General features: G+C 55.8%; 24 protein-coding genes. 12 read left to right on the forward strand and 12 right to left on the reverse strand.

Annotated features, from left to right (window positions below; genetic code table 11):
- Window positions 1-9: 9 nt before the first annotated feature.
- The 3 genes from CEK60_RS11800 (at window position 10) to CEK60_RS11810 (ending at window position 5,833) form a co-directional block, all read left to right on the forward strand.
- A complete protein-coding gene (locus CEK60_RS11800; RefSeq protein ID WP_089039196.1) occupies window positions 10-2,856 on the forward strand; it encodes a valine--tRNA ligase in 2,847 nt (948 codons plus the stop codon).
- Between the two features lie 117 nt (window positions 2,857-2,973).
- On the forward strand, window positions 2,974-4,725 hold the full coding sequence (locus CEK60_RS11805; protein WP_089039197.1) for a chloride channel protein: 1,752 nt from the start codon (window positions 2,974-2,976) through the stop codon (window positions 4,723-4,725).
- Window positions 4,715-5,833 carry an ABC transporter substrate-binding protein gene (locus CEK60_RS11810; protein WP_232471378.1) on the forward strand — a complete coding sequence of 373 codons (1,119 nt, stop codon included), beginning with the start codon at window positions 4,715-4,717 and terminating at the stop codon, window positions 5,831-5,833. Before CEK60_RS11805 ends, CEK60_RS11810 begins: the two co-directional genes overlap by 11 nt.
- 31 nt (window positions 5,834-5,864) lie before the next feature.
- Here CEK60_RS11810 and CEK60_RS11815 read toward each other — a convergent pair whose 3' ends face one another.
- Complete coding sequence (locus tag CEK60_RS11815; RefSeq protein ID WP_089039199.1) at window positions 5,865-6,215, reverse strand: VOC family protein; 351 nt, start codon at window positions 6,213-6,215, stop codon at window positions 5,865-5,867.
- 158 nt (window positions 6,216-6,373) lie between these two features.
- Here CEK60_RS11815 and CEK60_RS11820 point away from each other — a divergent pair, with 158 nt between their 5' ends.
- From CEK60_RS11820 to CEK60_RS11855, 8 genes are all read left to right on the forward strand, one after another.
- Entirely contained in the window at window positions 6,374-7,408 is a 1,035-nt protein-coding gene (locus CEK60_RS11820) for a phosphotransferase family protein (RefSeq protein ID WP_089039200.1), read from the forward strand.
- 24 nt (window positions 7,409-7,432) lie between these two features.
- Window positions 7,433-8,650 (forward strand): ABC transporter substrate-binding protein, encoded by a 1,218-nt coding sequence (locus tag CEK60_RS11825; RefSeq protein ID WP_089039201.1) that lies wholly within the window; start codon window positions 7,433-7,435, stop codon window positions 8,648-8,650.
- Window positions 8,651-10,333: an ABC transporter permease gene (locus CEK60_RS11830; protein WP_089039202.1), complete on the forward strand. Its 1,683-nt coding sequence runs from the start codon at window positions 8,651-8,653 to the stop codon at window positions 10,331-10,333. It abuts the gene before it with no gap.
- Window positions 10,330-10,965 (forward strand): ATP-binding cassette domain-containing protein, encoded by a 636-nt coding sequence (locus tag CEK60_RS11835; RefSeq protein ID WP_089039203.1) that lies wholly within the window; start codon window positions 10,330-10,332, stop codon window positions 10,963-10,965. The genes CEK60_RS11830 and CEK60_RS11835 overlap by 4 nt, the downstream gene beginning before the upstream one ends.
- A complete protein-coding gene (locus tag CEK60_RS11840; protein WP_089040908.1) occupies window positions 10,931-11,659 on the forward strand; it encodes a TIGR04283 family arsenosugar biosynthesis glycosyltransferase in 729 nt (242 codons plus the stop codon). Before CEK60_RS11835 ends, CEK60_RS11840 begins: the two co-directional genes overlap by 35 nt.
- Window positions 11,649-12,281, forward strand: a complete 633-nt coding sequence (locus CEK60_RS11845; protein WP_089039204.1) for a TIGR04282 family arsenosugar biosynthesis glycosyltransferase — start codon at window positions 11,649-11,651, stop codon at window positions 12,279-12,281. Before CEK60_RS11840 ends, CEK60_RS11845 begins: the two co-directional genes overlap by 11 nt.
- A gap of 76 nt (window positions 12,282-12,357) precedes the next feature.
- Window positions 12,358-14,502 carry an FAD-dependent oxidoreductase gene (locus CEK60_RS11850; protein ID WP_089039205.1) on the forward strand — a complete coding sequence of 715 codons (2,145 nt, stop codon included), beginning with the start codon at window positions 12,358-12,360 and terminating at the stop codon, window positions 14,500-14,502.
- Between the two features lie 7 nt (window positions 14,503-14,509).
- Window positions 14,510-15,688, forward strand: a complete 1,179-nt coding sequence (locus CEK60_RS11855) for an FAD-dependent oxidoreductase (RefSeq protein ID WP_089039206.1) — start codon at window positions 14,510-14,512, stop codon at window positions 15,686-15,688.
- 33 nt (window positions 15,689-15,721) lie between these two features.
- Here CEK60_RS11855 and CEK60_RS11860 read toward each other — a convergent pair whose 3' ends face one another.
- The 3 genes from CEK60_RS11860 to CEK60_RS11870 are packed head-to-tail and all read right to left on the reverse strand — an operon-like array spanning window position 15,722 to window position 17,107.
- On the reverse strand, window positions 15,722-16,153 hold the full coding sequence (locus CEK60_RS11860) for an META domain-containing protein (protein WP_193059995.1): 432 nt from the start codon (window positions 16,151-16,153) through the stop codon (window positions 15,722-15,724).
- 45 nt (window positions 16,154-16,198) lie between these two features.
- Window positions 16,199-16,639 carry a lactoylglutathione lyase gene (gloA, locus tag CEK60_RS11865; RefSeq protein ID WP_089039208.1) on the reverse strand — a complete coding sequence of 147 codons (441 nt, stop codon included), beginning with the start codon at window positions 16,637-16,639 and terminating at the stop codon, window positions 16,199-16,201.
- Window positions 16,640-16,657: 18 nt separating this feature from the next.
- Window positions 16,658-17,107, reverse strand: a complete 450-nt coding sequence (locus CEK60_RS11870; protein ID WP_089039209.1) for a DUF411 domain-containing protein — start codon at window positions 17,105-17,107, stop codon at window positions 16,658-16,660.
- A 76-nt stretch (window positions 17,108-17,183) separates the two neighbouring features.
- Between CEK60_RS11870 and CEK60_RS11875 the strand changes: the two genes are divergently transcribed.
- Window positions 17,184-18,254, forward strand: coding sequence for a metal-dependent hydrolase (locus CEK60_RS11875; RefSeq protein ID WP_089039210.1), 1,071 nt, complete (start codon window positions 17,184-17,186; stop codon window positions 18,252-18,254).
- 30 nt (window positions 18,255-18,284) lie between these two features.
- On the opposite strand, the gene CEK60_RS11880 is transcribed toward CEK60_RS11875, so the two are convergent.
- The 8 genes from CEK60_RS11880 to rho all read right to left on the reverse strand — a co-directional run bounded on the left by CEK60_RS11880 (window position 18,285) and on the right by rho (window position 25,265).
- A complete protein-coding gene (locus CEK60_RS11880; RefSeq protein ID WP_089039211.1) occupies window positions 18,285-19,025 on the reverse strand; it encodes an MliC family protein in 741 nt (246 codons plus the stop codon).
- Window positions 19,026-19,186: 161 nt separating this feature from the next.
- Complete coding sequence (locus CEK60_RS11885) at window positions 19,187-19,699, reverse strand: DUF3087 family protein (protein WP_089039212.1); 513 nt, start codon at window positions 19,697-19,699, stop codon at window positions 19,187-19,189.
- Window positions 19,700-19,788: 89 nt separating this feature from the next.
- Window positions 19,789-20,868, reverse strand: coding sequence for a 3-deoxy-7-phosphoheptulonate synthase (locus CEK60_RS11890; protein WP_089039213.1), 1,080 nt, complete (start codon window positions 20,866-20,868; stop codon window positions 19,789-19,791).
- A 3-nt stretch (window positions 20,869-20,871) separates the two neighbouring features.
- On the reverse strand, window positions 20,872-21,048 hold the full coding sequence (locus tag CEK60_RS22395) for a hypothetical protein (protein WP_193059958.1): 177 nt from the start codon (window positions 21,046-21,048) through the stop codon (window positions 20,872-20,874).
- A 376-nt stretch (window positions 21,049-21,424) separates the two neighbouring features.
- Window positions 21,425-21,553, reverse strand: a complete 129-nt coding sequence (locus tag CEK60_RS22810; RefSeq protein ID WP_264298868.1) for a hypothetical protein — start codon at window positions 21,551-21,553, stop codon at window positions 21,425-21,427.
- Between the two features lie 67 nt (window positions 21,554-21,620).
- On the reverse strand, window positions 21,621-22,400 hold the full coding sequence (locus CEK60_RS11895) for an NAD(P)H-flavin reductase (protein ID WP_089039214.1): 780 nt from the start codon (window positions 22,398-22,400) through the stop codon (window positions 21,621-21,623).
- Between the two features lie 42 nt (window positions 22,401-22,442).
- The gene (gene ubiD / locus CEK60_RS11900; protein WP_089039215.1) at window positions 22,443-23,936 is read right to left on the reverse strand and encodes a 4-hydroxy-3-polyprenylbenzoate decarboxylase; all 1,494 of its coding nucleotides are present in this window, start codon (window positions 23,934-23,936) and stop codon (window positions 22,443-22,445) included.
- 69 nt (window positions 23,937-24,005) lie between these two features.
- The gene (gene rho / locus CEK60_RS11905; RefSeq protein ID WP_038481222.1) at window positions 24,006-25,265 is read right to left on the reverse strand and encodes a transcription termination factor Rho; all 1,260 of its coding nucleotides are present in this window, start codon (window positions 25,263-25,265) and stop codon (window positions 24,006-24,008) included.
- Window positions 25,266-25,371: the final 106 nt, after the last annotated feature.

The raw sequence follows: 25,371 nt of genomic DNA on the forward strand, positions 1-25,371 counted from the left end.
CGACTCCCCATGGAAAAGACCTACCAACCCGAACAGATCGAAACCCGCTGGTACGAACGCTGGGAAGCCGACAACCGCTTCGCCCCAACAGGACGTGGCAAGCCATTTTCGATCATGATTCCGCCGCCTAACGTGACCGGCAGCCTGCACATGGGCCACGCGTTCCAGGACACCATTATGGATACCCTGACGCGCTGGAAGCGGATGCAGGGCAACAACACCCTGTGGCAGGTAGGCACCGACCACGCTGGTATCGCCACGCAAATGCTGGTTGAGCGTAAAATTGCCGCGGAAGAAGGCAAAACCCGCCACGACCTGGGCCGCGATGCGTTTATCGACAAGGTGTGGGAGTGGAAAGAGGAGTCCGGCGGCCACATCACCCGCCAGTTGCGCCGCATGGGCGCCAGCGTTGATTGGTCCCGCGAGCGCTTCACCATGGATGACGGCTTCTATAAAGCTGTGCAAGAAGTGTTCGTGCGCTTGCACGAAGAAAAGCTGATCTACCGTGGCAAACGCCTGGTTAACTGGGACCCTACCCTACACACCGCCATTTCCGACCTGGAAGTGGAAAACAAAGAGCAGCAGGGCAGCTTCTGGCACTTCCGCTACCCACTGGCCGATGGCGTCAAAACCACCGATGGTAAAGATTATCTGGTCGTGGCAACCACTCGCCCCGAAACCTTACTAGGCGATACGGGTGTCGCGGTTAACCCAGACGATGCTCGCTATGCCTCGTTGGTCGGCAAATTTATCGAATTGCCGCTAGTCGGTCGCCGCATTCCTATCGTTGCCGACGAGCACGCCGATATGGAAAAAGGCTCCGGCTGCGTGAAGATCACCCCGGCCCACGACTTCAATGACTACGAAGTCGGCAAGCGCCAGAACCACCTGCTGATCAATGTATTCACCAAGGATGCCACCATCCTTGAGCGCGCTGAAATCTTTGACCTGAAAGGCACTCCCCAGCCCGACGAAGACGCCAGCCTGCCCGCCAAGTACGCAGGGTTGGACCGTTTTGAAGCGCGTAAGCAGATTGTGGCCGATATGGACGCCCTGGGCCTTTTGGAACAGGTAGAAGCAGTCAACAACACCCTGCCCTATGGCGACCGTTCTGGCGATGTAATCGAGCCATTGCTCACTGATCAATGGTTCGTTGCGGTAGAAACGCTAGCCAAACCCGCCATTGAAGCGGTGGAAAACGGCGATATCCAGTTCGTGCCGAAGAACTACGAAAATATGTATTTCGCCTGGATGCGCGACCTGCAGGACTGGTGCATTTCTCGCCAGCTGTGGTGGGGCCACCGCATTCCCGCCTGGTACGATGCCGAAGGCAATGTGTACGTTGCCCGCAGCGAAGAGGAAGCCCGCGAGAAGCACGGCTTAGGTACAGAGGTGGCGCTGACCCAAGACGAAGACGTGCTCGACACTTGGTTCAGCTCGGGCCTATGGACGTTTGGCACGCTAGGCTGGCCGGAAAAAACCCCAGAACTGGAAACCTTCCACCCCTCCAGCGTGCTGGTGACCGGTTTTGACATTATCTTCTTCTGGGTTGCCCGGATGATCATGATGACCCTCAAGTTCACTGGCGAAGTCCCGTTCAAAACCGTTTATGTACACGGTTTGGTGCGCGACGGTCAGGGTCAGAAAATGTCCAAATCTAAGGGCAATGTGCTGGACCCCATCGACCTGATTGATGGCATCAGCCTGGATGCGCTGCTGGAAAAGCGCACCGGTAATATGATGCAGCCGAAACAGGCCAAAGCCATTGCCAAAGCGACCAAGGACGAATTTAAAGACGGCATTGAAGCCCACGGCACCGATGCCCTGCGCTTTACGTTCCTTTCCCAGGCAACCACCGGGCGCGATATCAAGTTTGATATGAACCGCCTGGATGGCTACCGCAACTTCTGCAACAAGCTGTGGAACGCTTCACGCTACGTGCTAATGAATGCCGAAGGTGAAGATTGCGGCACAGAGGGTGGCGACGTTGAGCTTTCACTGGCCGACCGCTGGATTATTTCCCAGTTGCAGAAAACTGAAACCCAGGTCACCAAAGCGATGGACGAGTACCGCTTCGACCACGCCTCCCAAGCGCTGTATGAGTTTGTCTGGAACGAGTACTGCGACTGGTACCTAGAGCTTTCCAAGCCGGTTTTGTGGGACGAAAATGCCAGTGCAGAAGCCAAGCGTGGCACCCGCCGTACGCTGGTCCGCGTACTGGAAACCATTCTGCGCCTCGCCCACCCGATGATGCCCTACATCTCAGAAGAGATCTGGCAGCGCGTTGCGCCGCTGGCAGGCACCTTCGTCGGTGATGGCGCGTCTATCATGCTCCAAGCCTGGCCGGAAGCTGACGAAAGCAAAATCGACGAACAGGCCACTCGGGATATCGAATGGCTAAAAGGCGTGATTATCGCGGTGCGTAACATCCGCGCTGAGATGAACATTGCCCCCGGTAAGCCGCTGGACGTACTGCTCACCAAAGGTAAACCGGAAGACGCCGAACGCCTGGAAAGCAACCGCCACTTCCTCGCCAAGCTGGCTAAGTTGGAAAGCGCCACCTGGCTAGCCAACCCAGACGACGCACCGCTTTCAGCCACCCAGCTAGTGGGCGATATGGAAGTGCTGGTGCCGATGGCAGATCTGATCGACAAAGACGCCGAACTCAAACGCTTAGCCAAAGAAATTGACAAGCAGGACAAGCTGATCGGCGGCATCGAGAAGAAGCTCGGCAACGAAGGCTTTATCGCCAAAGCCCCGGAAGCCGTGGTGGAAAAAGAGCGTGGCAAGCTCGCCGAATTCCAAGCTGCCAAGCAGTTGTTGGAAGAACAGCGTACGAAAATCTCTGCGCTGTAAATCATACCGCGCCAGACAAAAACACCCGCTTAAAGCGGGTGTTTTTTTAGCAGCCAATCGACTGTTCGAGTGTGACGCTCCCTTGTCCGCTGGCCCAATAGCGCCTATAACTTGACTATGGACTCACCCAGTACAGACAGCGTTTCGACTCGACACCCTTTGGCGGTGTTGCGTTTCCTTGGCTTGGTAGTGTTAGGAAGTGGCGTTGGAGGAGTGGCGGCGTTGGCTGCCGTTGGCTTCGTTAATACGGTGGTATGGCTCAACGACCTACTGTTGATCTCCCCCCGGGGCCAGATGATGGCTGCTGACACCACTTTAGTTACATTGGCTACTCTGCTAGTGCCAATCCTTGGGGGGCTGCTCGTTGGTCAACTACACCGCGGCCTGCCTGGGGGCCGCCCCCATACCCCTGCCGATGTCATCGCTGCCGTCCAGACCCGCCGAGGCAGCCTACCCGCCAAGGCGGGTATTCTCTCAGCGTTAAGCGGCCTAGCGTCGTTAGGCGCAGGCGCCTCAGTAGGCCAGTACGGTCCCCTGGTTCACCTCGGCGCGACACTTGGCTCTCTCATCACACGCGTGCTGCGTCTGGGACGTTCAGAGGACAATATCACGATCGCTTGCGGGGTAGCTGCCGCCATCGCGGCGGCCTTCAATGCGCCACTGGCAGGCATTGTCTTCGCCCACGAAGTGGTACTACGCCACTATGCCCTGCGCGCCTTCGCCCCAGTGGCTGCCGCCGCCATCGTCGGCTATGTGCTAGCCTCTCAGTTGCTGGCTCAAGGAGCGCTGTTCCACATTACTGAGCCTGCCGTCCCCCAGCCCTGGGAGTTCGCCCTTTTCCTAGCTCTGGGTGGCCTAGGCGCCCTAGTGGCCGGGGCCTATATACATGCCATTCTTGCTATGGGGCAACTGGCCAAGCGACTACCGCTGCCCACCAGCCTCCGTCCCGCTCTCGCCGGAGCACTGCTTGGACTGACTGCTCTTTGGGTACCCGATATTCTCGGCATGGGCCAGGAAACCCTGCGCTTCGCCACCTTGCCTGGGGCCTACGGCGGCGGCGAGCTGCTGCTGGTATTGCTACTCAAGCTGGCCGCTACCGCTTTGTGCTTGGGGCTCGGCTTCGCCGGTGGCGCTTTCAGCCCAGCGCTGGTGATCGGCACTCTATTTGGTGCTCTAGCCGGTACTCTGGTAGCAGAGCTTGGCGGCGGTCAAGAGACCTTTATCTTCTATGCGGTGTGCGGCATGGTGGCAGTTACCGCACCGGTACTCGGTGCCCCCCTCACCACGCTGCTGATCGTCTTCGAACTTACCGGCAGCTATGCCTTGACCACCGCCGCCCTGGCCAGCGTCACGCTAGCCAGTCCTCTGGCTGCCCAGCTGTTCGGCCGCTCGCTGTTCGATATTCAATTAGCCCGCCGTGGTTTGGATCTCTCCGCGGGCCGCAGTCGCGCGGTGCTCCAAGAAGAACGGTTGACCGAGCTGATTAGCCACGACGCCGTGACCCTACTCCCCGAGACCCCACTGACCATGGCTATCTCACGCCTTAGTTTAGCGGGGCGTGGCGAAGCTTACTTAGTGGATGATCAGGAGTGTTACCACGGTTGCGTTACCCTGGCGAGTCTGGAGGCCCTCCGCGAAGACAGCGAGTCCCCAACCCTGGCCGACTGCCCCAAAACTCCTCGCCCAGTGCTAGATCCTCAATCCTCACTTTGGGAGGCCATGCATCAGCTACAGAAGATCACCGGCGAGGCCATCGCGGTGGTGGATGAAAAGCGGCGCTTCTTGGGAGTGGTCTATGAGTCGAGCATTGCTCAGGCCTTCTTGCATCATAGCGACGCCCTACGTCGGGAGGAGCACGGTGCTGGCTAGACGATGGACCCTCGGACTACTGGCTGGGCTACTCACCCTGGCTCCCTCCATCAGTGCGGAAGTGCCCGACGCCGCCACCTCACTAACGGTACTGAGCTGGGGCGGCGCCTATGAGCAAGCCCAGCGCCGCGCGCTCTTCACGCCCTTCACCGAGGCTCATGGTGTAGCGGTGGAAGTGACCCGCTATAACGGCGGCCTGGCAGCACTGCGCCAAGCCGTGGCAGAGAACAACGTCCCTTGGGATGTGCTTGATATGACCCGCAGCGAGGCCATGGCAGCCTGCGAGGAAGGCCTACTGGAACCGCTTCCCCCGGAGCTGGCCGCCCCGGCGCCAAATGGCACCCCAGCAGCCCAAGATTTTCTCCCCGGCGCCCTGGGGCGTTGCTTTATCAGCCACTCGATCTTTGCCACCGTCGTGGCCTATCGCCGCGACGCCTTCCCCGGACGTCGCCCCACTCGCATCGCTGACCTCTTTGATCAACAGCGCTTCCCTGGTCCCCGGGCCCTTCAGCTCACCCCGGCGGCGAACCTAGAGTGGGCGCTGCTCTCCTACCGAGTGCCCCGGGAAGAGCTTTATCGCCTGCTCAGTACCCGTCGCGGCCTAGATCTGGCCTTCGCCCGGCTGCAAAGCATCGACAATATCCACTGGTGGGAAGCCGGTGATACTCCAGTGCGCCTATTGGAAGAGGGTCAGGTGGTCATGGCCTCCGGCTACAATGGGCGTTTCTTCGCTGCCATGGTGGAGCGCTACCTGCCCATAGAGATCCTCTGGGATGGCCAGTTTCAGGAACACGAAACCTGGGCAATCCCCCGCGGTGCCCCAAACGCTGAGGCGGCGCGAGACTTTATCCGTTTTGCCACCACCAGCGAACGTCAGGCGGAGCTGGCTCGGTATATCCCTTATGGCCCAGCGCGACGCTCTGCTGCTATGCAGGTCTCCACCCACCGCGACAGCGGCCTGGACATGCGCTTGCATATTCCTACCCATCCCATCAACGCCCAGGGCGCGGTGACCAAAGACGAGACGTGGTATGCACGCACCCAGGAACGCATCGAAGCTCTGTTTCGTGAGGCGCTATTTCATGAAACCCTGCCGACACAGCAATGAGCGTCGTTGCAATAAATGGGCGACCCCGTGGTTATTCATGTTGTAAAACATTGATAAGCTTTCCAAATGGGTCACGCACATAAAACCGACGGACACCCCAAGGCTCACTTACCGGCCCGTACTCAATCTCAATCTTTGCCAATTTCACTCTCGCCAAGGCAGTCTCTAAGCTATCCACCTCTATCGATAGGTCTGGCACTGGCGTACCTGAGCCGCCTTCCGACGCCACACTCAACTGAGCGGTCATTTCCTCGCCTGAGCTATAGGTCCTTATCCAGCCATGATCCATCACAAGCTTGAGACCAAAGATAGTCGCATAGAACTTCTCAGCGTCTTCAAGATGCTTGGCAGCAATGTTAGAGACAATACGCTTTACAATCACCTTACCTCCTACAAGCCAGCTCCATGGGATGAGGAATGCTCACCCTATCCCCCCCTTTCTCCTTATCTTTCATCTCTTTTTATGCGTAACCATGTAAGGTTAGTACAAGAATAGCCACTAACTGGCATTGCTAAACATATACCGACACGGATGACGCTATGCCAATACCTTTAGCGGCACGTTTGCAGGCACTGGAAAACACGCTGCAACAGGCGAAAATCGCTTACCAATCGCTTGCGCCGATGGCGGACACTGGGCTTGCCCACGATCATGTGTGGGTGCATCGCGATGGCGATGATTGGGTCGCACGGCTGCCCAAGCAGAGCCAAATGAACTTGGCCCCGGCCGACAACTTGGCATATGAAGCTGCGTGCTACGAACGCGCCAGCCAGGGTGGCCAAGTGCCCCGCTTGCATGGCATCTTGCCCGTGAGCGATGCCCTGCCGCGTGGAGGGCTGCTGGTCGATGCCATTGAGGGACGGCTGGCGCAGCTGCCGGACGATTTACCACGTATCGCAGAGACTCTGGCAAGCCTACATCGCTTACCGCTACCTGAGCATCCCGAACCACTACTAGCGCCTGCCGACTCATGGCAGGCCATGTGTGAGGAAGTTAGCCGCCAGGCCGAGTGGCTGGAAAAGGCCAACTTGGAGCCCGATGTCATTGCCCGTGTTCGCGATGAGCTGGAGGCACTGCCCACCACGCTGCCCGATGCCGAGCGCTGTTTGATCAGCTTTGATACCCACCCTGGAAATTTTCTGATCACTGCAGATGGTAGCGCGATGCTGGTGGACTTAGAGAAGTGCCGCTACGGTCTGCCAGGGATCGATTTAGCCCACACCTCGCTTTACACCTCGACCACCTGGGACATTAACAGCCAGGCAGTGCTTACGCTGGAAGAGGTCGTCGCTTTTTATCAGCGTTGGCAAGCGCATGCGGATAAATCACCCAGCACGGAAACGCTGGTTGCCTGCCGACGTGCCACTTGGCTGTGGTCATTAACATGGTGTGCCAAGTGGCGCGCCCAGTATTTGCAACGTAAAGATACCGAGCACCGCGGCCAGGATTGGTCAGCAGAACTCACCGATGCTGACGTCATTGCCCATGTCCGCGACCGGGTCGAGCACTATTTATCACTGCCGATAATTGAGCATGTCCATAATGAACTTCTCCACCTAAAAGAATCTCTATAACCAACTGATTTTACAAGGTGTATCATGAAACCACGCCCCCCCCTAACGACCGCTGTCGCCACTGCCATGTTGTCACTGGCGCTGCCCGCCATGGCTGCCCCAGATCCCAATGATTGGGATGCCGTACTGCAAGCTGCCGACGGTCAAACCGTATACTGGAACGCCTGGGGCGGTGACAGTCGCACCAACCGCTATATCGCTTGGGTGTCCGAGCAAATGCAGTCCTCGTATGGCGTCGATGTAGAGCACGTAAAGTTAGGTGACACAGGTAGCGCCGTTGCTCGTGTACTGGGTGAAAAGCAGGCTGGTAACATGGATGATGGCCGCATCGACCTGATCTGGATTAACGGCGAAAACTTCGCTGCCATGCGCGAACAGGACCTCTTATTTGGCCCCTTTGCCGAATCTCTGCCTAACTTCGCCTTGACTCACTCAGACGAAAACCCAGAAGTGGTGACCGACTTCACGCTGCCGACTGAAGGCTATGAGTCTCCTTGGGGAAAAGCACAAATCACTTTCTACTACGACAGCGCTCAAACCGAAACACCGCCGCAAAGTATTGCGGATTTGCTGGAGTGGGCCAAAGACAACCCTGGCCAGTTCAGCTATCCACGTATTCCCGATTTCACCGGCAGCACCTTTTTAAAACAGGCGTTAATTGAATTATCGAATCAAAATGACGCCCTTTATGCGCCAGTGGTTGAAGCGGAGTTTGCGGAGATCACCGCGCCATTGTGGGATTATCTAGATGAGTTACACCCACACCTATGGCGCAGCGGCCGCAGTTTCCCGGAATCAGGCCCTAACCTGCGCGCATTGATGAGCGATGGTGAGCTCAGCTTAGCCTTCTCCTTCTACCCGACAGATGCCGCCGTCGCGGTGATGGAGTATGAACTCCCAGAGAGTGTGCGCAGCTATGTGCTGGAAGACGGCACCCTAGGAAACGTTCACTTTGTCGCGATTCCCTTTAACTCTCCCCATAAAGCAGGTGCGATGGCGCTGGCCAATTTCCTGCTCTCACCTGAAGCTCAAGCCCAAAAGCAGTCGCTTAATATGTGGGGCGATCGCACCGTATTGGCAGTCAGTCGGTTAGATGAAAACGACAAGGCACTCTTCGAACAAGGGGAAAGCCATCCATCTGCGCTGCCTGCCGATGCCCTTTCCAATACCCTAGCCGAACCTCATCCCAGCTGGATGACGGCGCTACAGGATGCGTGGCTTCAGCGTTATGGCGTTAATTAATTGATCCTGCGGCTAGCCCCTATACTGCTTATTGCACTTTTGGTTATTCCAGTAAGTGCGGGGCTTGGCATGGTGTTGTTGCCTGCCTTTGGCTATTTACCGGTGCTCGGGGAGAACACATTTCATCTGGAAGCATGGCAAGCCCTATGGGCGCACGCTGGTCTCTACCGCTCCGTACTGCTGAGCTATTTTAGCGGTCTGATCACCGCCTTGGTGGCACTGTTCATTGTGGTGCTGTTTCTGGCGGCTAGCCAAGGCACCTGGATTGACCGTGCCATTCGGCGACTGGTCTCACCGCTACTGGCCATTCCCCATGCAGCCGTGGCCTTTGGCTTAGCTTTTTTGATTGCGCCCTCCGGGTTGCTGGTGCGCTGGGCGTCTCCTGGGCTCACTGGGTGGGAGCGCCCACCTGATCTGCTGATCATCAACGACCCGTTAGGGCTGGCGCTAATGGCGGGTTTGATACTCAAAGAAGTGCCCTTTTTGCTATTGATGAGTTTAGCTGCGCTACCCCAGCTGCGTCCTGAACAACGAGTCACCCTGGCGCGCTCGCTGGGCTACGCGCCCGGCATTGCCTGGCTGAAATGCGTTTTCCCTGCACTTTACCCACTGATTCGCTTGCCGGTTTATGCCGTAATTGCCTACGCCACTTCGGTGGTGGATATGGCGTTGATTCTTGGCCCCACCCTGCCACCCACGTTGAGCGTTTCGGTGCTCACTTGGTTTAATGACCCCGATTTAAACCGTCGCTTTATGGCGTCTGCCGGTGCCGTACTGCAGTTCGGCGTTACCCTAGCGGCACTACTGACTTGGTGGCTTGGCGAACAAGGGGTCAAACGTCTCTGCCAACGCTGGTTGGCCAACGGCTCGCGGGCATCAGGGGCAACGGCGATTGCGTTTGGCGGCCGTGCGTTGCTGCTAGCTGTCACTTTGTTAGCGATCAGTGCGCTGGCCGGGTTGGCACTGTTTTCGGTGGCGGGCTTTTGGCGTTTTCCGGATGCGCTGCCGGGTACGTTCACGCTGGATCATTGGCAGCGCATTCTACCCAACATGGCAACACCGCTGATCAATACGCTGAGTGTGGGGCTAACCGCGACGCTAATCGCCGCGGTACTGGTCGTGGCAACATTGGAGCATGCAGCGCGCTGCCACTTACCTGCATGGCGTGCTCAGTGGCTACTTTATTTACCGCTAATTGTGCCGCAAGTGGCCTTTCTATTTGGCTTAGTGGTGGCCGCTGAAAGCGTTGCCATTCGACCTCAGCACGCCTTAGTCGTAGCCGGTCACCTGCTGTTTGTAGTGCCATATCTCTATTTATCGCTGTCAGAAGCCTACCGGCGGCTGGATCCACGCTGGTTTCAGGTGGCACTATCGCTGGGTGTGCCCCCCTGGCGCGCTTTCTGGCAGGTACGGCTGCCACTGTTATTGGCCCCGCTACTCACCGCCTGCGCAGTCAGCTTAGCCGTCAGTATTGGCCAGTATTTGCCAACACTGCTGCTAGGGGGTGGTCGCATCCCCACCATCACTACCGAAGCCGTTGCCATGGCATCTGGCGGCAATCGCAGGCTAGTGGCGGTGTTGGCACTACTGCAGACGCTGCTCCCCTTTATTGGCTTTAGTCTGGCACTTATGATCCCCCGCCTTGTGTGGGCAAAACGCCGCCAAATGCGAGGAATTGCATGACACCCAACCGTCAAACCTTGCACATCAAACAGGTGACTATCACGCTGGCAGGCGAAGCACTGCTGGCAATGCACTGTGACATAGCGCCAGGCGAAGTAGTAACCGTGATGGGCCCTTCTGGCTCTGGAAAGTCTACGTTACTGGCCTATCTGGCGGGCTTTTTGTCGCCGGCCTTTCAGGCTCAAGGTGCACTCTATCTGGGCGATAAACGCTTAGACACCCTGCCCGCCGAACAGCGTGGCATTGGCCTGCTGTTTCAGGATCCGATGCTATTTCCCCATTTAAGCGTGGCGGGGAATTTGCGCTTTGGCCTGCCACACCATGCCAATAACAAACGCCAGCAGGTCGCCCAAGCGCTGGAACAGGTGGGGCTGGCGGGCTTTGAAAACCGCGATCCGGCGACCCTTTCCGGCGGCCAGCAAGCTAGGGTGGCGCTGATGCGCTTGCTGCTTTCACAGCCTCGCGCGGTGCTGCTGGATGAGCCGTTCTCCAAGCTGGACACCACACTGCGCCAGGAAATGCGTACGCTAGTGTTCGGCCAGCTTCGCGAAGCGGGCTTACCCACCCTGCTGGTTACCCATGATGAAGCCGATGCCAATGCTGCCGGAGGGCCAATCATTGCCCTTGGTTAACCCTGGCGCTGAAACGCCGCAACTCAGTATCATTATCCCTATGCTCAATGAAGCAGACGGCATTCAAGCTGCCCTGGCGCCTCTGCAAGTGCTGAGAGAAGCAGGCACGGAAATCATTGTGGTCGATGGGGGAAGTACCGATGACAGCGTGGCGTTAGCCACTCCGCTAGCGGATACGCTACTGACGAGCGCCCCTGGTCGGGCACAGCAGATGAACCTGGGCGCAGCACACGCGCGCTCAGCAGCGCTGCTATTTTTACATGCTGACACTCGGCTTCCCGAAGAGGCAAACAAGCTGATCTGCCAAGCGCTGAACACGAATTGCTGGGGGCGGTTTGATATTCACCTTGAGGGAAAAAGCCGCTGGTTGCCGCTCGTTAGCTTGCTGATGAATCTACGCTCGCGGCTGAGCGGCATCGCCACTGGCGACCAAGGCATGTTCCTTCGCCGCGCTACTTTTGAAGCGGTCGGCGGCTTTCCCGAACAACCGTTAATGGAAGATATTGAGTTAAGCAAGCGGCTAAAGGCAGTTTCTCGCCCCGCCTGCCTACGCGCCAAAGTGATAAGCTCAGGCAGACGCTGGGATCAGTTCGGCGCCTGGAAAACGATTTGCCTGATGTGGCGACTACGTTACCGCTACTGGCGCGGCGTCAGCGCCACCCAACTGGCCAAGGAGTATCGCAATGCCCGTTAAGTCAGCCGTGCAGCCCCATCTACATCTACTGGCCAAAGCGCCACTGCCGGGGCAGGCGAAAACGCGCTTAATTCCTTGCCTAGGGCCAGAAGGTGCGGCGCAAGCCCATGCCACCATGGTTCGTCACTGCGTTGCCACCGCCTGCCAAGCACTGGGATCGCAACACGTCACGCTATGGACCTCCTTAGAGCATCAGCATCCGTTGTTTGTGGAGCTGCAGGCTCACTACGGCATTTCGCTCGCCATTCAACGGCAGGGCGATGTGGGAATGCGCGTCCGGCATGCACTGAATAGCACACAAGGTCCGTCGATGGTGATGGGCACTGATTGCCCGAGCATCACCGTTGCCATGCTTAGGCAGTGCAGTGCAGCGCTTAAAAACGTGCCCGTGGTGATTTTACCTGCCGAAGACGGCGGCTATGGGTTGATTGGCACTCATGACGATCATCCTAGCCTCTTTGAGGACATTCCTTGGGGAACCGCGCAAGTGCTCCAAGTCACTCGTCAGCGGCTTGCTGCGCTGTCCTTGGAAGCCATCTTTCCCGACACCATGTGGGATATTGACCGCCCAGAAGACTGGCAGCGCTGGCAACAAACGCTGAAGCACGCAAACAGTCTGTAAGGATTTCGCTCTTTACGTCACTGTTACTGAACGAATGTTCTGCTTCTACCACCACCTTTCCCCAACGGAGCCTGCCATGAACCGCCAGCGCCTGCTGATTATCACCCTGCTGCTACTGGCCGTGCTTGGCTTTTACGTGAGCGGTGCCCATACGTTTTTCACCTTGGAAACCCTGCAAACCTATCGCAGCGATTTCCAGGCTGCATTTCAGCAATCCCCTTGGCAAGTTGCGGGCATTTTCTTTGCGGTATATGTGGTCATGACGACACTATCGCTACCCGGCGCGACACTCCTCACACTGCTGGGTGGCGCACTGTTTGGCCTCGGCTGGGGGCTGTTAATTATCTCCTTTGCCAGCACCATCGGCGCGACGCTGGCCTTTTTACTCTCGCGGTTCCTGTTTCGACAGCCGATTGAAAAGCGTTTTCCTCGCCAGTTCGACACGGTGAATCGTGGCGTTGATAAAGACGGCGCTTTTTATCTTTTCACCCTCCGCTTAGTACCGATATTCCCTTTCTTTATGATCAATCTGGTGATGGGCTTAACGCGGCTTAAAACAGTCACCTTTTATTGGGTAAGCCAGCTAGGCATGCTGCCCGGCACGGTGGTTTACGTGAATGCGGGCGGCCAATTGGGGGAACTTGAAAGCCTGGGCGGGATTATTTCTCCTGGGCTTTTGGCCTCGTTTGCGCTGCTGGCCGTATTCCCTTGGATAGCTCGCCGTATTGCGCTACAGGTGCAAAAGCGCAATGCCTATCGTGGTTTTAAGCGCCCATCCCGGTTCGATTACGACATTGTGGTCATCGGCGGCGGCTCGGCGGGTCTGGTCACTAGCTACATCGGCAGCGCCGTAAAAGCTAAAGTAGCGTTGGTAGAAAAGCATAAAATGGGCGGTGACTGCCTGAATACCGGTTGTGTACCTTCAAAGGCGCTAATTCGTGCCGCCCGTGCTGCTCACGACATGCGTACAGCACACCGCTTTGGCGTTAACGCTGGCGAGCCGGAGATTGATTTTGCCAAGGTGATGAAGCACGTACATCAAGCCATTACTGATATTGAACCCCACGATAGTGTCGAGCGTTACACCAAACTGGGCGTTGAGGTGTATCAGGAACACGCCACCCTGACATCTCCTTGGGAAGTTAAGGTCGGTGATAAAACCCTGACCGCCCGCCATATTGTGCTAGCCACTGGCGCACGACCCCGCGTGCCATCGCTTCCTGGCATCGAGCATGCACCACTGCTCACCTCAGAAAACCTGTGGTCACTCACGGAACTGCCTAAACGCTTGGTCGTACTCGGCGGCGGGGCAATTGGCTGCGAGCTCAGCCAGAGTTTTGCCCGCTTGGGCAGTCAGGTCACCTTGGTGGAAGGTATTCCACAGTTGCTAGGCCGAGAAGACCAAGACGTAGGCGAACACGTGGCGCGCACGCTCACCCAGGAAGGCGTTAACGTAATGACCGGCGCTAACGCCTTGGAAGTAAGCCAAGATGGCCCCGGACATCAACTGGTGGTAGAGCACAATGGCCAGCTCATCACCATCGAATTTGATTATTTGCTTGTCAGCGTTGGCCGCCAAGCCAATGTTGAAGGATTGGGGCTGGAAGCGCTGGGAATCACTACTACCAACGCTGGCACGCTGGAACTCAACGAGCGTCTGCAAACTCGGCTGCCCAACATTTGGGCCTGCGGCGACCTAGCAGGCCCCTACCAACTCACGCATGCCGCTGCCCATCAGGCGTGGCACGCAGCCGTTAATGCTCTGTTTGGTGAATTAAAAAGCTTCGCTGTAGATTATCGCTTTATGCCTGCTGTCACCTATATTCAGCCGGAAGTAGCGCGGGTCGGGCTCAACGAAAAAGAGGCCATCGCTAAGGGCGTGGCGTTTGAAGTCACCCGCTATGCCATGAGTGAAAGCGACCGCGCCATTGCCGAAGGCGCGACTGAAGGATTTATCAAGGTGCTTACCGTGCCCGGTAAAGACAAAATCCTTGGCGCGACCATCGTGGCTGAAAACGCCGGAGAATGGTTAGGAGAGTTCACCATCGCCATGAAGCATGGCCTGGGGCTTAACAAGCTATTGGGCACCATTCATCCCTATCCCACCCTTGGCGAAGCTGCCAAGGCCACCGCTGGCGTGTGGAAAAATGCCCACAAGCCCGAGCGTATTCTCACCCTATTGGAGCGTTATTTCCGCTGGCGGCGTGGTACGGAAAAATGATCTCCCCATGAAAAATCTCGTGCTGATTGGCGCGGGCCATGCCCATGCCTTCGTGCTGGAAGCCTTTGCTCAGCACCCAGATCCGTCAATCGCTATCACCGTGGTTAGCGACAGTGCGCTGTCAGCCTATTCTGGCAGCGTGCCAGCGTGGCTGGCAGGAGAATGCACGCTACGCGAAACACAAATTGATGTAGCGGCGCTCTCTCAACGGGCAGGCGCTCGCTTAATCACTTCGCCTGCAGTGGCTCTCGATCCCACTAAGCGCCAGCTAGCGCTAGCGAACGGCGAGGCGATCCATTTCGATGTAGCCTCATTTAACGTGGGCTCCACGGTAAGGTTGCCTGAACAGCCGTTTCTCGAAAAACATGGCAAACAAAACCCCTATTTGTTGGCGATGCGACCGCTCAGTTCACTGCACCACCGCTGGCAAGCGCTGAGAGAGAAAGTCGACCAGTGCCCTCAGGGGTCTACACAGCGGGTAGTAAGCGTAGGCGGCGGCGCGGCAGGCTGTGAAACCTTAATGAGTGTGTTGGCGCAGCTTCGTCAACAACGTTCAGACATTACTTGGCAGGGCGCGCTTGTCAGCGCATCAACAACACTGCTACCCGACGCAGGTCGACTACCTCGTTGGTTAACCCAACGTGCTCTGCGCCGGGCTGGCGTTACGGTGCTGCACGGTGAGCGCGGCCAGGCGCTAATAGCTGGTGGCGTCCACACCTCTAAAGGCGAACTGATTGACGCGGATATCGTGCTGTGGGCTACCGGTGCCGTTGGCCAACCTTGGCTGCAAGACACCCCGCTGCCGCTGGATAAGCGGGGATTCATCCAGGTGAATAAGACACTTGAGGTAGCGGGCCAGCCGAGGCTTTTTGCCGCGGGTGACTGTGCAGCGTTCAATCAACCACGGCATTCTTCTCCACTTTCCTCTTCTCCACTACCCAAGGCCGGAGTTTACGCCGTGCGCCAGGGGCCAGTGCTGGCGGAGAACCTGCGCGCCGCCTGTCACAATGAACCGCTGGCCGAGTGGAAGCCACCAAAACGTGTCCTGGCTCTAATTGGCACTGGCGACGGCCATGCGATTGCCAGTAGAGGCGCCATCGGTTTCTCAGGCCGCTGGGTATGGGAATGGAAAAAGCGGATTGATGCGCGCTTTATTGCCCGCTTCAACCCGCCTTTTAAGCACTAACTAGATAACTGCGATCAGATGCTAACTGAAGGCTTAGTTAGCTTCGCGCCAGCCGCCTAATACGCGGCTATCTGGTCCAAAAAACACCAGCCGATCATGGTCGATGAGGTAGCGATAGGCCGTATCGAGCATATCTGTTACCTGCTTGGCGTCTTCCATATTGGGGCAAGCCATGCGTGTTGAGGCGAGCTGGCTAAACTCGATACGCTGATTTTCACCCAACTCCACACTGCCGGTAAATCGGTTACAACCATCCGAACCGCTCACGCTGCCGTCGCGTCCAATTTGAAAGAATGGCGTATTGGGTAACGATACCCGTTCATCGGTACCTACTAGCAATAAATTCCAACGCTGATCGACTATCGGTCCTGACAGCGACACGTTTTCCGGCGCTGCCGTGCTCTCTTGCTCTGGTGTACTGCTACACGCACTGATTAATAGCGCGGTAGCGACACCGGCTAGCATTGCTCCAAATTTGACCGTCACTGTCTCATGCTCCTTATTGACAAATTACCAGCTTCCGCTGTTTTCCATTGACGCCCATGGCTCCTGAGAGGGCAACGCATCGCCTTTTTGCAGTAGCTCGACAGAAATACCGTCGGGCGACTTCACGAACGCCATATGCCCATCCCGCGGCGGGCGGTTAATGGTAACGCCGTTATCTTGAAGCTTTTTACATAGCGCGTAAATATCGTCAACGCGATAGGCCAAATGCCCGAAGTTGCGCCCGCCGGTGAGCTCTTCTGGATCCCAGTTATAGGTTAACTCAAGCTCTGGTGCCGCTAAGCGTTCGGAGCGCGCTTCATCTTCCGGCGCGGCGAGAAAGACCAGCGTAAAACGGCCCTTCTCATTTTCTTTGCGACGCACTTCTTTCAACCCTAAAAGATCGCAGTAAAAATTCAACGATGCATCTAAGTCTCTTACCCTTACCATAGTGTGCAAAAACTGCATGTCATTCTCCCTCCATCATTACTGGGTATATTCGCTAAAGATAGCGGGAATACTGTCGTTGCGGGTCCAACTGAGAACAGCGTAATCATCAACCCGGCCGGTTTCCATGCCCGGAGAGCCATGCGGCATACCTGGCACTGTTAACCCGATAACGTCTGGCTGCTCTTCTAACAGCCGCTTAATATCTGCAGCGGGTACATGGCCTTCTATCACGTAACCATCAACGATGGCTGTGTGGCAAGATGCTAGTTCTGCAGGAACGTTATTGGCTACTTTGACTGACCGCAGGTCGCCGTCACGGTGATGGTTTACAGTAAACCCGGCTTCTTCAAGATGGCTGACCCATGCACTACAGCAGCCACAGTTAGGATCGCTGTGCACATCAATCGTAGGCGCTGCCAAAGCGCTTAGCGAATAGGCAGCAAGAAGACTGCCCACTAGACCTTTAACTAGACGATTTCGTGACATTTAAAAACCCTCTTCACCGACATGTACAATAATACCTAGCTTACTTGGAATACGGGGCCACCCCAAGGAGACCTACGTGGATTCAGTCACACAAGCAGCCCTTGGGGCCGCCATAGGTGGTGCAATATTAGGTAAACGACTGGGTCGCAAAGCCATACTAATGGGTGCAGTGCTCGGCACGCTGCCCGATCTAGACGTGATGCTTGATTATGGCGATGCAGTGGCTAATGTGACTGAGCACCGCGGTTTTAGCCACTCCCTATTTGTGCTGACTGGCTTAGCCACGATAGTGGCGCTACTGTGCCAGCGTTTCATACCTGCGCGTGATATCAGCCTGGGGAGATGGTGGTGTTTTTTCGTTCTCTGTCTGACAACCCACCCGGTACTTGATTCATTTACTACTTACGGCACTCAGCTGTTCTGGCCACTGGATATGCCACCCATAGCGTGGCCTATCGTGTTTATTATCGATCCTTTTTACACCCTACCGCTACTGGTTGCGTTAACCATCGCTATTGCCGCCAAAAAAGTGCGTCGGGCTTGTACGATCGGATTAGTCGTATCCAGCATGTATTTACTACTGGCGGCAGGCGCGAAATGGAGCGTTGAGCAACGCTTAACCCCAGCACTGGCGGACGCTGGCTTACAGGCAGCGCCGGTATTAATTCAACCAACGCCGTTTAATATTGCACTGTGGCGCGCAACGGTTATTGACGGAGATCGCTATTTTGAGAGTTTGATCAGCGTATTTGATAATCAGGACGCACCAACGCTTGAAGCTATAAAGCGCAACGTCGCACTTGAGGAAAGCGTGCTAGCCAGCCCACTTGGCCAACGGCTGACATGGTTTACTGGCCCCTTTCTACGCTATGACACGCTGTTGATCGATGGTCAGGAAACGCTAATCGCCACCGATATTCGCCTTGGCTTTCCAGGCTTTCATCCGTTCAGTTTTACCCTGGCAACGTGGAAAGATGGTTCTTGGCACCCTGCCGACATAAGCGAGCAACTAGAAACCTCCCGAGAGCCTAGACTGGAAATACTTTCAAGGCTCGCTGCCAGGGCTATCGGTGATAACACCGCACTGTGTGCCAGCGACTTTATTGAAGCACAATGGCGTGCCGAGCCTTCGCTTTACCGTTGCTGACACATCAGTGGACTCAAAAGACCGTGCCAACTAAGGAGCGATGCCCTGACCACAGCCTTTGTACTGTTCCCCGCCGATTGTCAGCGTGACTCGAGCGGGATACGGCTGGCCTTTCATGTCATCAAAACAGGCGCCTGATTCAATGCGTACGCGGAAAAACTCCTCTGCGTTGGCATTTTCAATCACCACTCTGCCCGCCTCATTGTCCATGACGCTTACCATATAGGGCATGGTTTGCGTCTCGCTGCCGTAGTTCGTTGTCCAAGTCATCACCGGAGCATCATGAGCTAGCTCAATCGACCAGCCCGGCTCATTGCCACGCCCTAGAAACATCACGCCAGGATGGTCAGCGCGGGTTGCTGCGGCTCGGCGCTGCCCCTGTTGGCATTGCAACTGACCACGCGGTGTTTCAACCTGCGCTTGATCGCCACGATTCCAGAAGCTGATCTCACCATCTTGATAGCGCGCACCGCTTGCCACAATCGCTTCCGGTAAACGCCAGGCACCATGTAGTGACCAAAGACGCAGGTTATCGTCGTTCACCGCGGTGACCAAGTTCTGGTTTGCGGGCTGACACTCCCAAGCGTCAAAATGGGCCGCGCTGCCTGGAAATAGCGTAGCAGGCAGTAGCGGTGCGCTGCTGTGTACGGTTGTTTTGGACACTCCAGCAGCAGAATTAGCAGGCGTTGTCCCAGTATTTGCACAGCCCGTCAATGCAACCGTGGCCGTTAGCGCAATCAAACCGGTTAACCGATTAGGTGAGTAAGTCATGCATTCTGCTCCCTGTTGTCATCACTGTTGTTACCGTTACCGTTACCGCTATCACTATCGTTACTGCTATCGATGTTATGCCTTTGATCATCATAGGCACCGTCAATGGCGTCTAGTTAACGCTCGGCCTCGCTCTTCTTAATAAATAAATTTCACTTCAGCTAGCGACGCTTAAATGCTTTTAAGTCCTGCGGGTCAAAACTGTCAACCTGGGCTGGCAGCCCCAGCTCTTCGCGCTTTAACTTTATCTGCATTTTTTCAGCTAGGCGTTCAGAATCATCATCGGTAGTACGGCCGTTAAGTTCAGCGAGCTGCGTCATGCCTTGATGGTAAAATGTCACAATATCCAGCGCTACACGATTATCTTCCTCCACGCCGCGGCGCAGTGGCTGCAGGTAGCCACTAATCTGAGAAAGGTGGTGTTTGAGCTGCCATACATAGCGCATTTCAGCCATCCATGGGCGATCCTTAAGCACCGCAAACAGTACGCTGGTGGCCAACAAGCCAAGGAAGACCCCCAGCCCATTGAGCCATAAGGTGCTGCCAAAAGCGGAAGTTAACAGCATCGAGAACAGTAACCCGAAGACAATTAATTGCCCTGCCATGGCAATACTGATCATTCGCGCCTTGCGCTGGTAACTACTGGGATTATGCTGCTCAAGGGTGAAAACCATGGCCAACCTCATCATAAAAAGTAGTCTCTTATGATACGGGGCTGGCCAGGGCAAACAAGAGATTATCCAGCTGCGGGAAGATGACTGGGTTAACTCATTCGCTCAGCAGCGGTTTTTAGCAATCGTTCCGTGGTTTCCCAACTCACACAGGCATCGGTCACCGATACGCCGTAGCGCATCGCGTTAGGCGACAGCGCTTGCTTACCTTCAAACAGGTGACTTTCGAGCATTAGCGCCACCAAGTTGGCATCGCCTGCCTTGCGCTGTGCCAACACGTCGAGCAGCACTTCGCTTTGGCGTCGGTGATCTTTTCGCGCATTGGCGTGACTGCAGTCCACCATTAAGCGAGGGTTCTGTCCGGCGTCTCGTAGGGTATTCACCGCTGCTCGCACATGATGCGCCTGGTAGTTTGGCTCGCCATGACCACCTCGTAACACCACATGCGTATTGGGGTTACCAGCCGTTTCCTGCATGACCGGGCGTCCTTCATTATCCATGGCGAAACGCTGGTGGGAATGAGCCGCTGCCTGCATGGCATCAATGGCAACCTGAACGTCGCCGCTCGTCGCATTTTTGAACCCCACTGCGGCCGCAAGATCACTTGCCAGCTCTCGGTGTAACTGCGACTCAGTGGTACGAGCACCAATGGCGACCCAGCTCAGCAGGTCATCTAAGTAGGGGGCTAGCATTGGCTGTAAAAGCTCTGTGGCCACCGGCAGCCCCCGCGAAGCAACCGCGTGCATAAGCTCACGAGAAAGGGTGATGCCTTTTGACATATCACCACTACCATCTAGCCCAGGGTCGTATGCCAACCCCTTCCAGCCAACGGTGGTGCGCGGCTTTTCTACGTAAACACGCATGACCGGTAATAGTTGCTCGCTAACTTCTTCGCTTAGCGCAGCCAACCGATCGGCATACTCTAACGCTGCTTCTGGATCGTGGACGGAACAGGGGCCAACAACCACTAATAAGCGCTTATCTTGACCATTCAGGATACGCTGAACCGCCTGGCGCTGGTGGGCAATTTGCTCACCCAGCTGGCTATTGATAGCGACACTGCGGCGTAGCTCTGCCGGCAAAGGCAATGGCTGCGATGAGCTTGAGGGGCCGTTCGTTAATGACGCTAGGTTTGACAAGGTTGTGCAAGCAGGGCTGACATGGGCATTCATAACTTAACTCTCCGGAAGCGTGTGACATCGTGATAACAACAACTTGCCACCCAGGCTTGCACGGTCGGAGGTGGCAGCTTGCACCGACCGCGCGTCGCTAAATCGCCAGCCATAGCCATAACCGATATAGTTGGCAATATTGGCGAGCAGATTAGCGAGAGAGTTTGCGCGGTACATCATGATGCAGCTCCTTGATGAAATGTCTGTGAAACCCGAATAGTTAAACTAAATAAACCGTTAAAACGAAAGAAGCCTCGGTTGGGCTACCAACCGAGGCTTCTTTGCATGCGGCAGGCAACCTAGTCGGTGTGCCTGATGACGCGACGCTACTGGTCGGCCAGGGGCACACCGTGGCTAAACCAATAGGCAGCATAAAAGAATGCAGCAACGCACGCCCAAGCACTCGCCGCCGATACCGGCCTTGCTTGTGTGTGGCATGTGCATTGTGCTGTGTGCATGGCTACATCCTAATTTACAAGTCTAATTCACGTTGCTCATCGAGAACGATGACATCTGAGTGTTCAATCCTGCCTGCATAGGAACAAAATGGCAACCATCAGCCGCCAAACGCTTGTACCCAACCAATCGTTGCGGGCAGTGCACTCATGCTAACCAGGACCACAACGCCGAGCACAATAGAAAGTAAACCTGATTCGTCTTTGAAGTTGTCGTCATGGTGGGCCATGAAAGCCTCCTTTTTTATCGGTATCGGTTATCGGCACATGCCGTGCGTCAGTTATCGGCCAATCATTTTAGTGAGGGCGAGGAGCGTAGGCAAATACATCCGAGAACATTCTCTCACTACTGATGTTTTTTCGCTCGAACACATCAACACAGGCATAAACCATCCCCGGCGAGCCTGATAGGAAGATATCACAATCGCTGAGCGTCAACTGAGCCTTTGTAAGTTCGCTCTCAAGGGCACTTTCCAGCACTAGGTCAATGCGTCCTTGATGGTGTGATATTCGTTCACCAACCGCCAGCGGCTCGGTAAGCGGAAACTCTGTTACGGCTTGAAAAGCAACATTGGCATACTGTTGTGCCCATTCGCAGGCCAAGTCTTCGGCATACAGATCGCGGTGCTCGCGGTTTGCCCACCATAGCGAGATAGGCCGAGCGGGCTGCTGCCGTAGCGTCGCTTCTACAATGGCTTTCATCTGTGCAAAACCGGTGCCTGCCGCGACCAGCAGTAGCGGGCGCTCGCTTTCGGCGTCCAGCACACAGTCACCACTGGGTAAGCGTACGGTCAACTGGTTGGCCACCTGCAACAACTCTCTCAGGCGAGCAGAGTTATCCCGTTCAGGCCAGTGCTGAATATGCAATTCGATAATGCCATCGCCACGTTCAGCGCTGGCAATTGAAAACGGCACCCAGGTGTTATCGTCTAGTTTCAGCTCTAAATACTGGCCAGGCGCATGCTGCATGGCTTCTGGCCGCCCTTCCAGGGTCACCCCAAAGACGTCGGGATTTAAATCCTCAACGGCGGTTACCTGGCAGGTTAACGTCTTGCAAGTTGACGTGCTTGCGCTCATGAAAGCCTCTTTATGAAGAATCGTCCGACCTGCGCCACTGGGTTAGCCGTGGCGAGGTGTGGGTAACGGGATATCAATGCCCAGCTCGTCCCAACGCTCGTCAACGCGGGTCTTTATCGAATCGTCCATCACGATGGGAGTCCCCCACTCTCGATCCGTTTCTCCTGGCCATTTATTGGTGGCGTCGAGCCCCATTTTAGAACCCAACCCGGACACCGGAGACGCAAAGTCGAGGTAATCAATGGGGGTATTTTCCACCATCACGGTATCCCGCGCTGGGTCCATACGCGTGGTAATTGCCCACATCACGTCTTCCCAGTTACGCGCGTCGACATCGTCATCCAGTACAATGACAAACTTGGTGTACATAAACTGACGCAGAAAGCTCCAAACCCCCATCATGACGCGCTTGGCGTGACCTGGGTACTGCTTTTTCATGGTCACGACGGCCATCCGGTAGGAGCACCCTTCCGGCGGCAGGTAGAAGTCAACAATCTCCGGGAACTGCTTACACAGGATCGGCACAAACACCTCGTTAAGCGCGACGCCTAGAATAGCTGGCTCATCGGGTGGGCGGCCGGTATACGTGGAGTGGTATATCGCGTCCCGTCGCATGGTCATCCGCGTGACGGTAAAAACGGGGAAGTGATCGACTTCGTTGTAATAACCGGTGTGATCGCCAAATGGCCCTTCCGCTGCCATATCGTCGGGGTAAATAAACCCTTCAAGAATGATTTCTGCAGACGCAGGCACTTCCAGGTCAGCATGTCCGCACTTGACAAGCTCTGTGCGTGAACCGCGCAGAAGCCCAGCGAACGCATACTCGGAGAGAGAGTCGGGTACCGGTGTGACGGCGCCTAAAATTGTTGCAGGATCAGCCCCCAGCGCCACCGCCACAGGAAATGGCTCACCGGGATGCGCTTTTTGAAACTCAAGAAAATCCAGCGCACCGCCCCGATGGGAGAGCCAACGCATAATCAGGCGGTTTTTAGCAATTTTCTGTTGGCGGTAAATACCGAGGTTTTGACGCTTTTTATGCGGGCCTTTGGTAATCACCAATGGCCAAGTCACTAGCGGCGCCGCATCGCCAGGCCAGCAGTGCTGGATCGGCAAACGATCCAAGTCAACCTCATCGCCTTCAAACGATAGCGCTTGTACCGGAGCCCGCTTAACGATTTTTGGCCCCATACTTAGCACTTGCTTGAAAATCGGCAGCTTGTCCCAGGCGTCTTTTAACCCTTTAGGCGGATCGGGCTCTTTTAGAAACGCCAGTAGCTTACCCACTTCGCGCAGCGCCTCTACCGAATCCTGCCCCATGCCCAGCGCAACCCGTTTAGGCGTACCAAACAGGTTGCCCAGCAGCGGCATGTCGTGCCCCTTCACATTCTCAAACAACAGTGCGGGGCCACCAGCACGTAATGTCCGGTCGCAAATTTCGGTAATTTCCAGATAAGGATCAACTTCTGCTTTAATTCGCTTAAGTTCACCCTGCGCTTCAAGTGCCGCAATAAAATCGCGCAAGTCGTGGTACTTCAAGGCACTCTCCCCAAGGCACTTCCCCGGCTGTCAGACATTTATCGCTAGTGCTTGGCTGTAATGCAGCGCCTAGCGGCGCTTCATCGCTTCAAAGAACTCCAGATTCGTCTTGGTATCCTTCAGACGATCAATCAGGAATTCTGTAGCAGCCGTGTCTTCCATCGGGTTGAGCAGCTTGCGAAGAATCCACATGCGCTGCATTTCATCTTCTGACGCCAGTAGGTCTTCACGACGGGTACCGCTGCGACGGATATTGATCGCGGGGAACACGCGTTTCTCAGCCAGCTTGCGGTCAAGGTGCGCTTCCATGTTGCCGGTGCCCTTGAACTCTTCGAAAATGACTTCGTCCATTTTCGAACCGGTATCGACCAGTGCAGTGGCAATAATCGTCAGGCTACCGCCCTCTTCGATATTACGCGCGGCACCGAAGAAACGTTTTGGCTTCTCAAGAGCGTGGGCATCCACACCACCGGTTAGCACTTTGCCAGAGCTGGGCACCACGGTGTTATAGGCACGCGCCAAACGGGTGATGGAGTCGAGCAGAATCACCACGTCCTTCTTGTGCTCTACCAAGCGCTTGGCTTTTTCGATCACCATTTCCGCAACCTGCACATGGCGGGCGGGCGGTTCATCGAAGGTAGAGGCAACCACTTCGCCACGCACGGTGCGTGACATTTCGGTCACTTCCTCAGGACGCTCATCGATCAGCAATACAATCAGATGGCACTCAGGATTGTTGCGCGTAATGGACGTCGCGATGTTCTGTAGCATCAGTGTCTTACCCGCTTTAGGCGGTGACACCAACAGACCACGCTGACCTTTACCAATCGGCGCAGTCAGATCAATGATGCGCGCGGTAAGATCTTCGGTAGAGCCATTACCAATCTCCATGCGCAGCCGGTCGTCTGGGAACAGCGGCGTTAAGTTCTCAAAGAGAATCTTATGCTTGGCATTTTCCGGACGATCAAAGTTGATCTGGCTAACTTTGAGCAGGGCAAAGTAGCGCTCACCTTCTTTAGGCGGGCGGATTTTGCCGGAAATGGAGTCGCCTTTACGCAGATTAAAACGACGGATCTGAGACGGCGATACGTAGATATCATCCGGTCCAGCGAGGTAAGAGCTGTCAGCGCTACGCAGGAAGCCGAAGCCATCCTGAAGGATTTCCAGCACACCATCGCCATAAATATCCTCTCCACTTTTAGCATGCTTTTTGAGGATGGCGAAAATGATGTCCTGCTTGCGCGAACGGGCTAAGTTGTCGATACCCATCTCGCGGGCGATATCGAGCAGCTCGGGAACGGTTTTTTGCTTGAGTTCAGTGAGATTCATCGGTGTGTTAGAAAGTTGCTCATGAAAGCTGGGCGACAAGCGCCGGGAATAAGACAGGAGGCGTGACCTAAAAGTAGGGCTAAGCGCCGAGTGATGCGTTCAGAAC

Origin of the sequence: Halomonas sp. N3-2A (assembly GCF_002216165.1) — a bacterium.
Classification (GTDB): domain Bacteria; phylum Pseudomonadota; class Gammaproteobacteria; order Pseudomonadales; family Halomonadaceae; genus Vreelandella.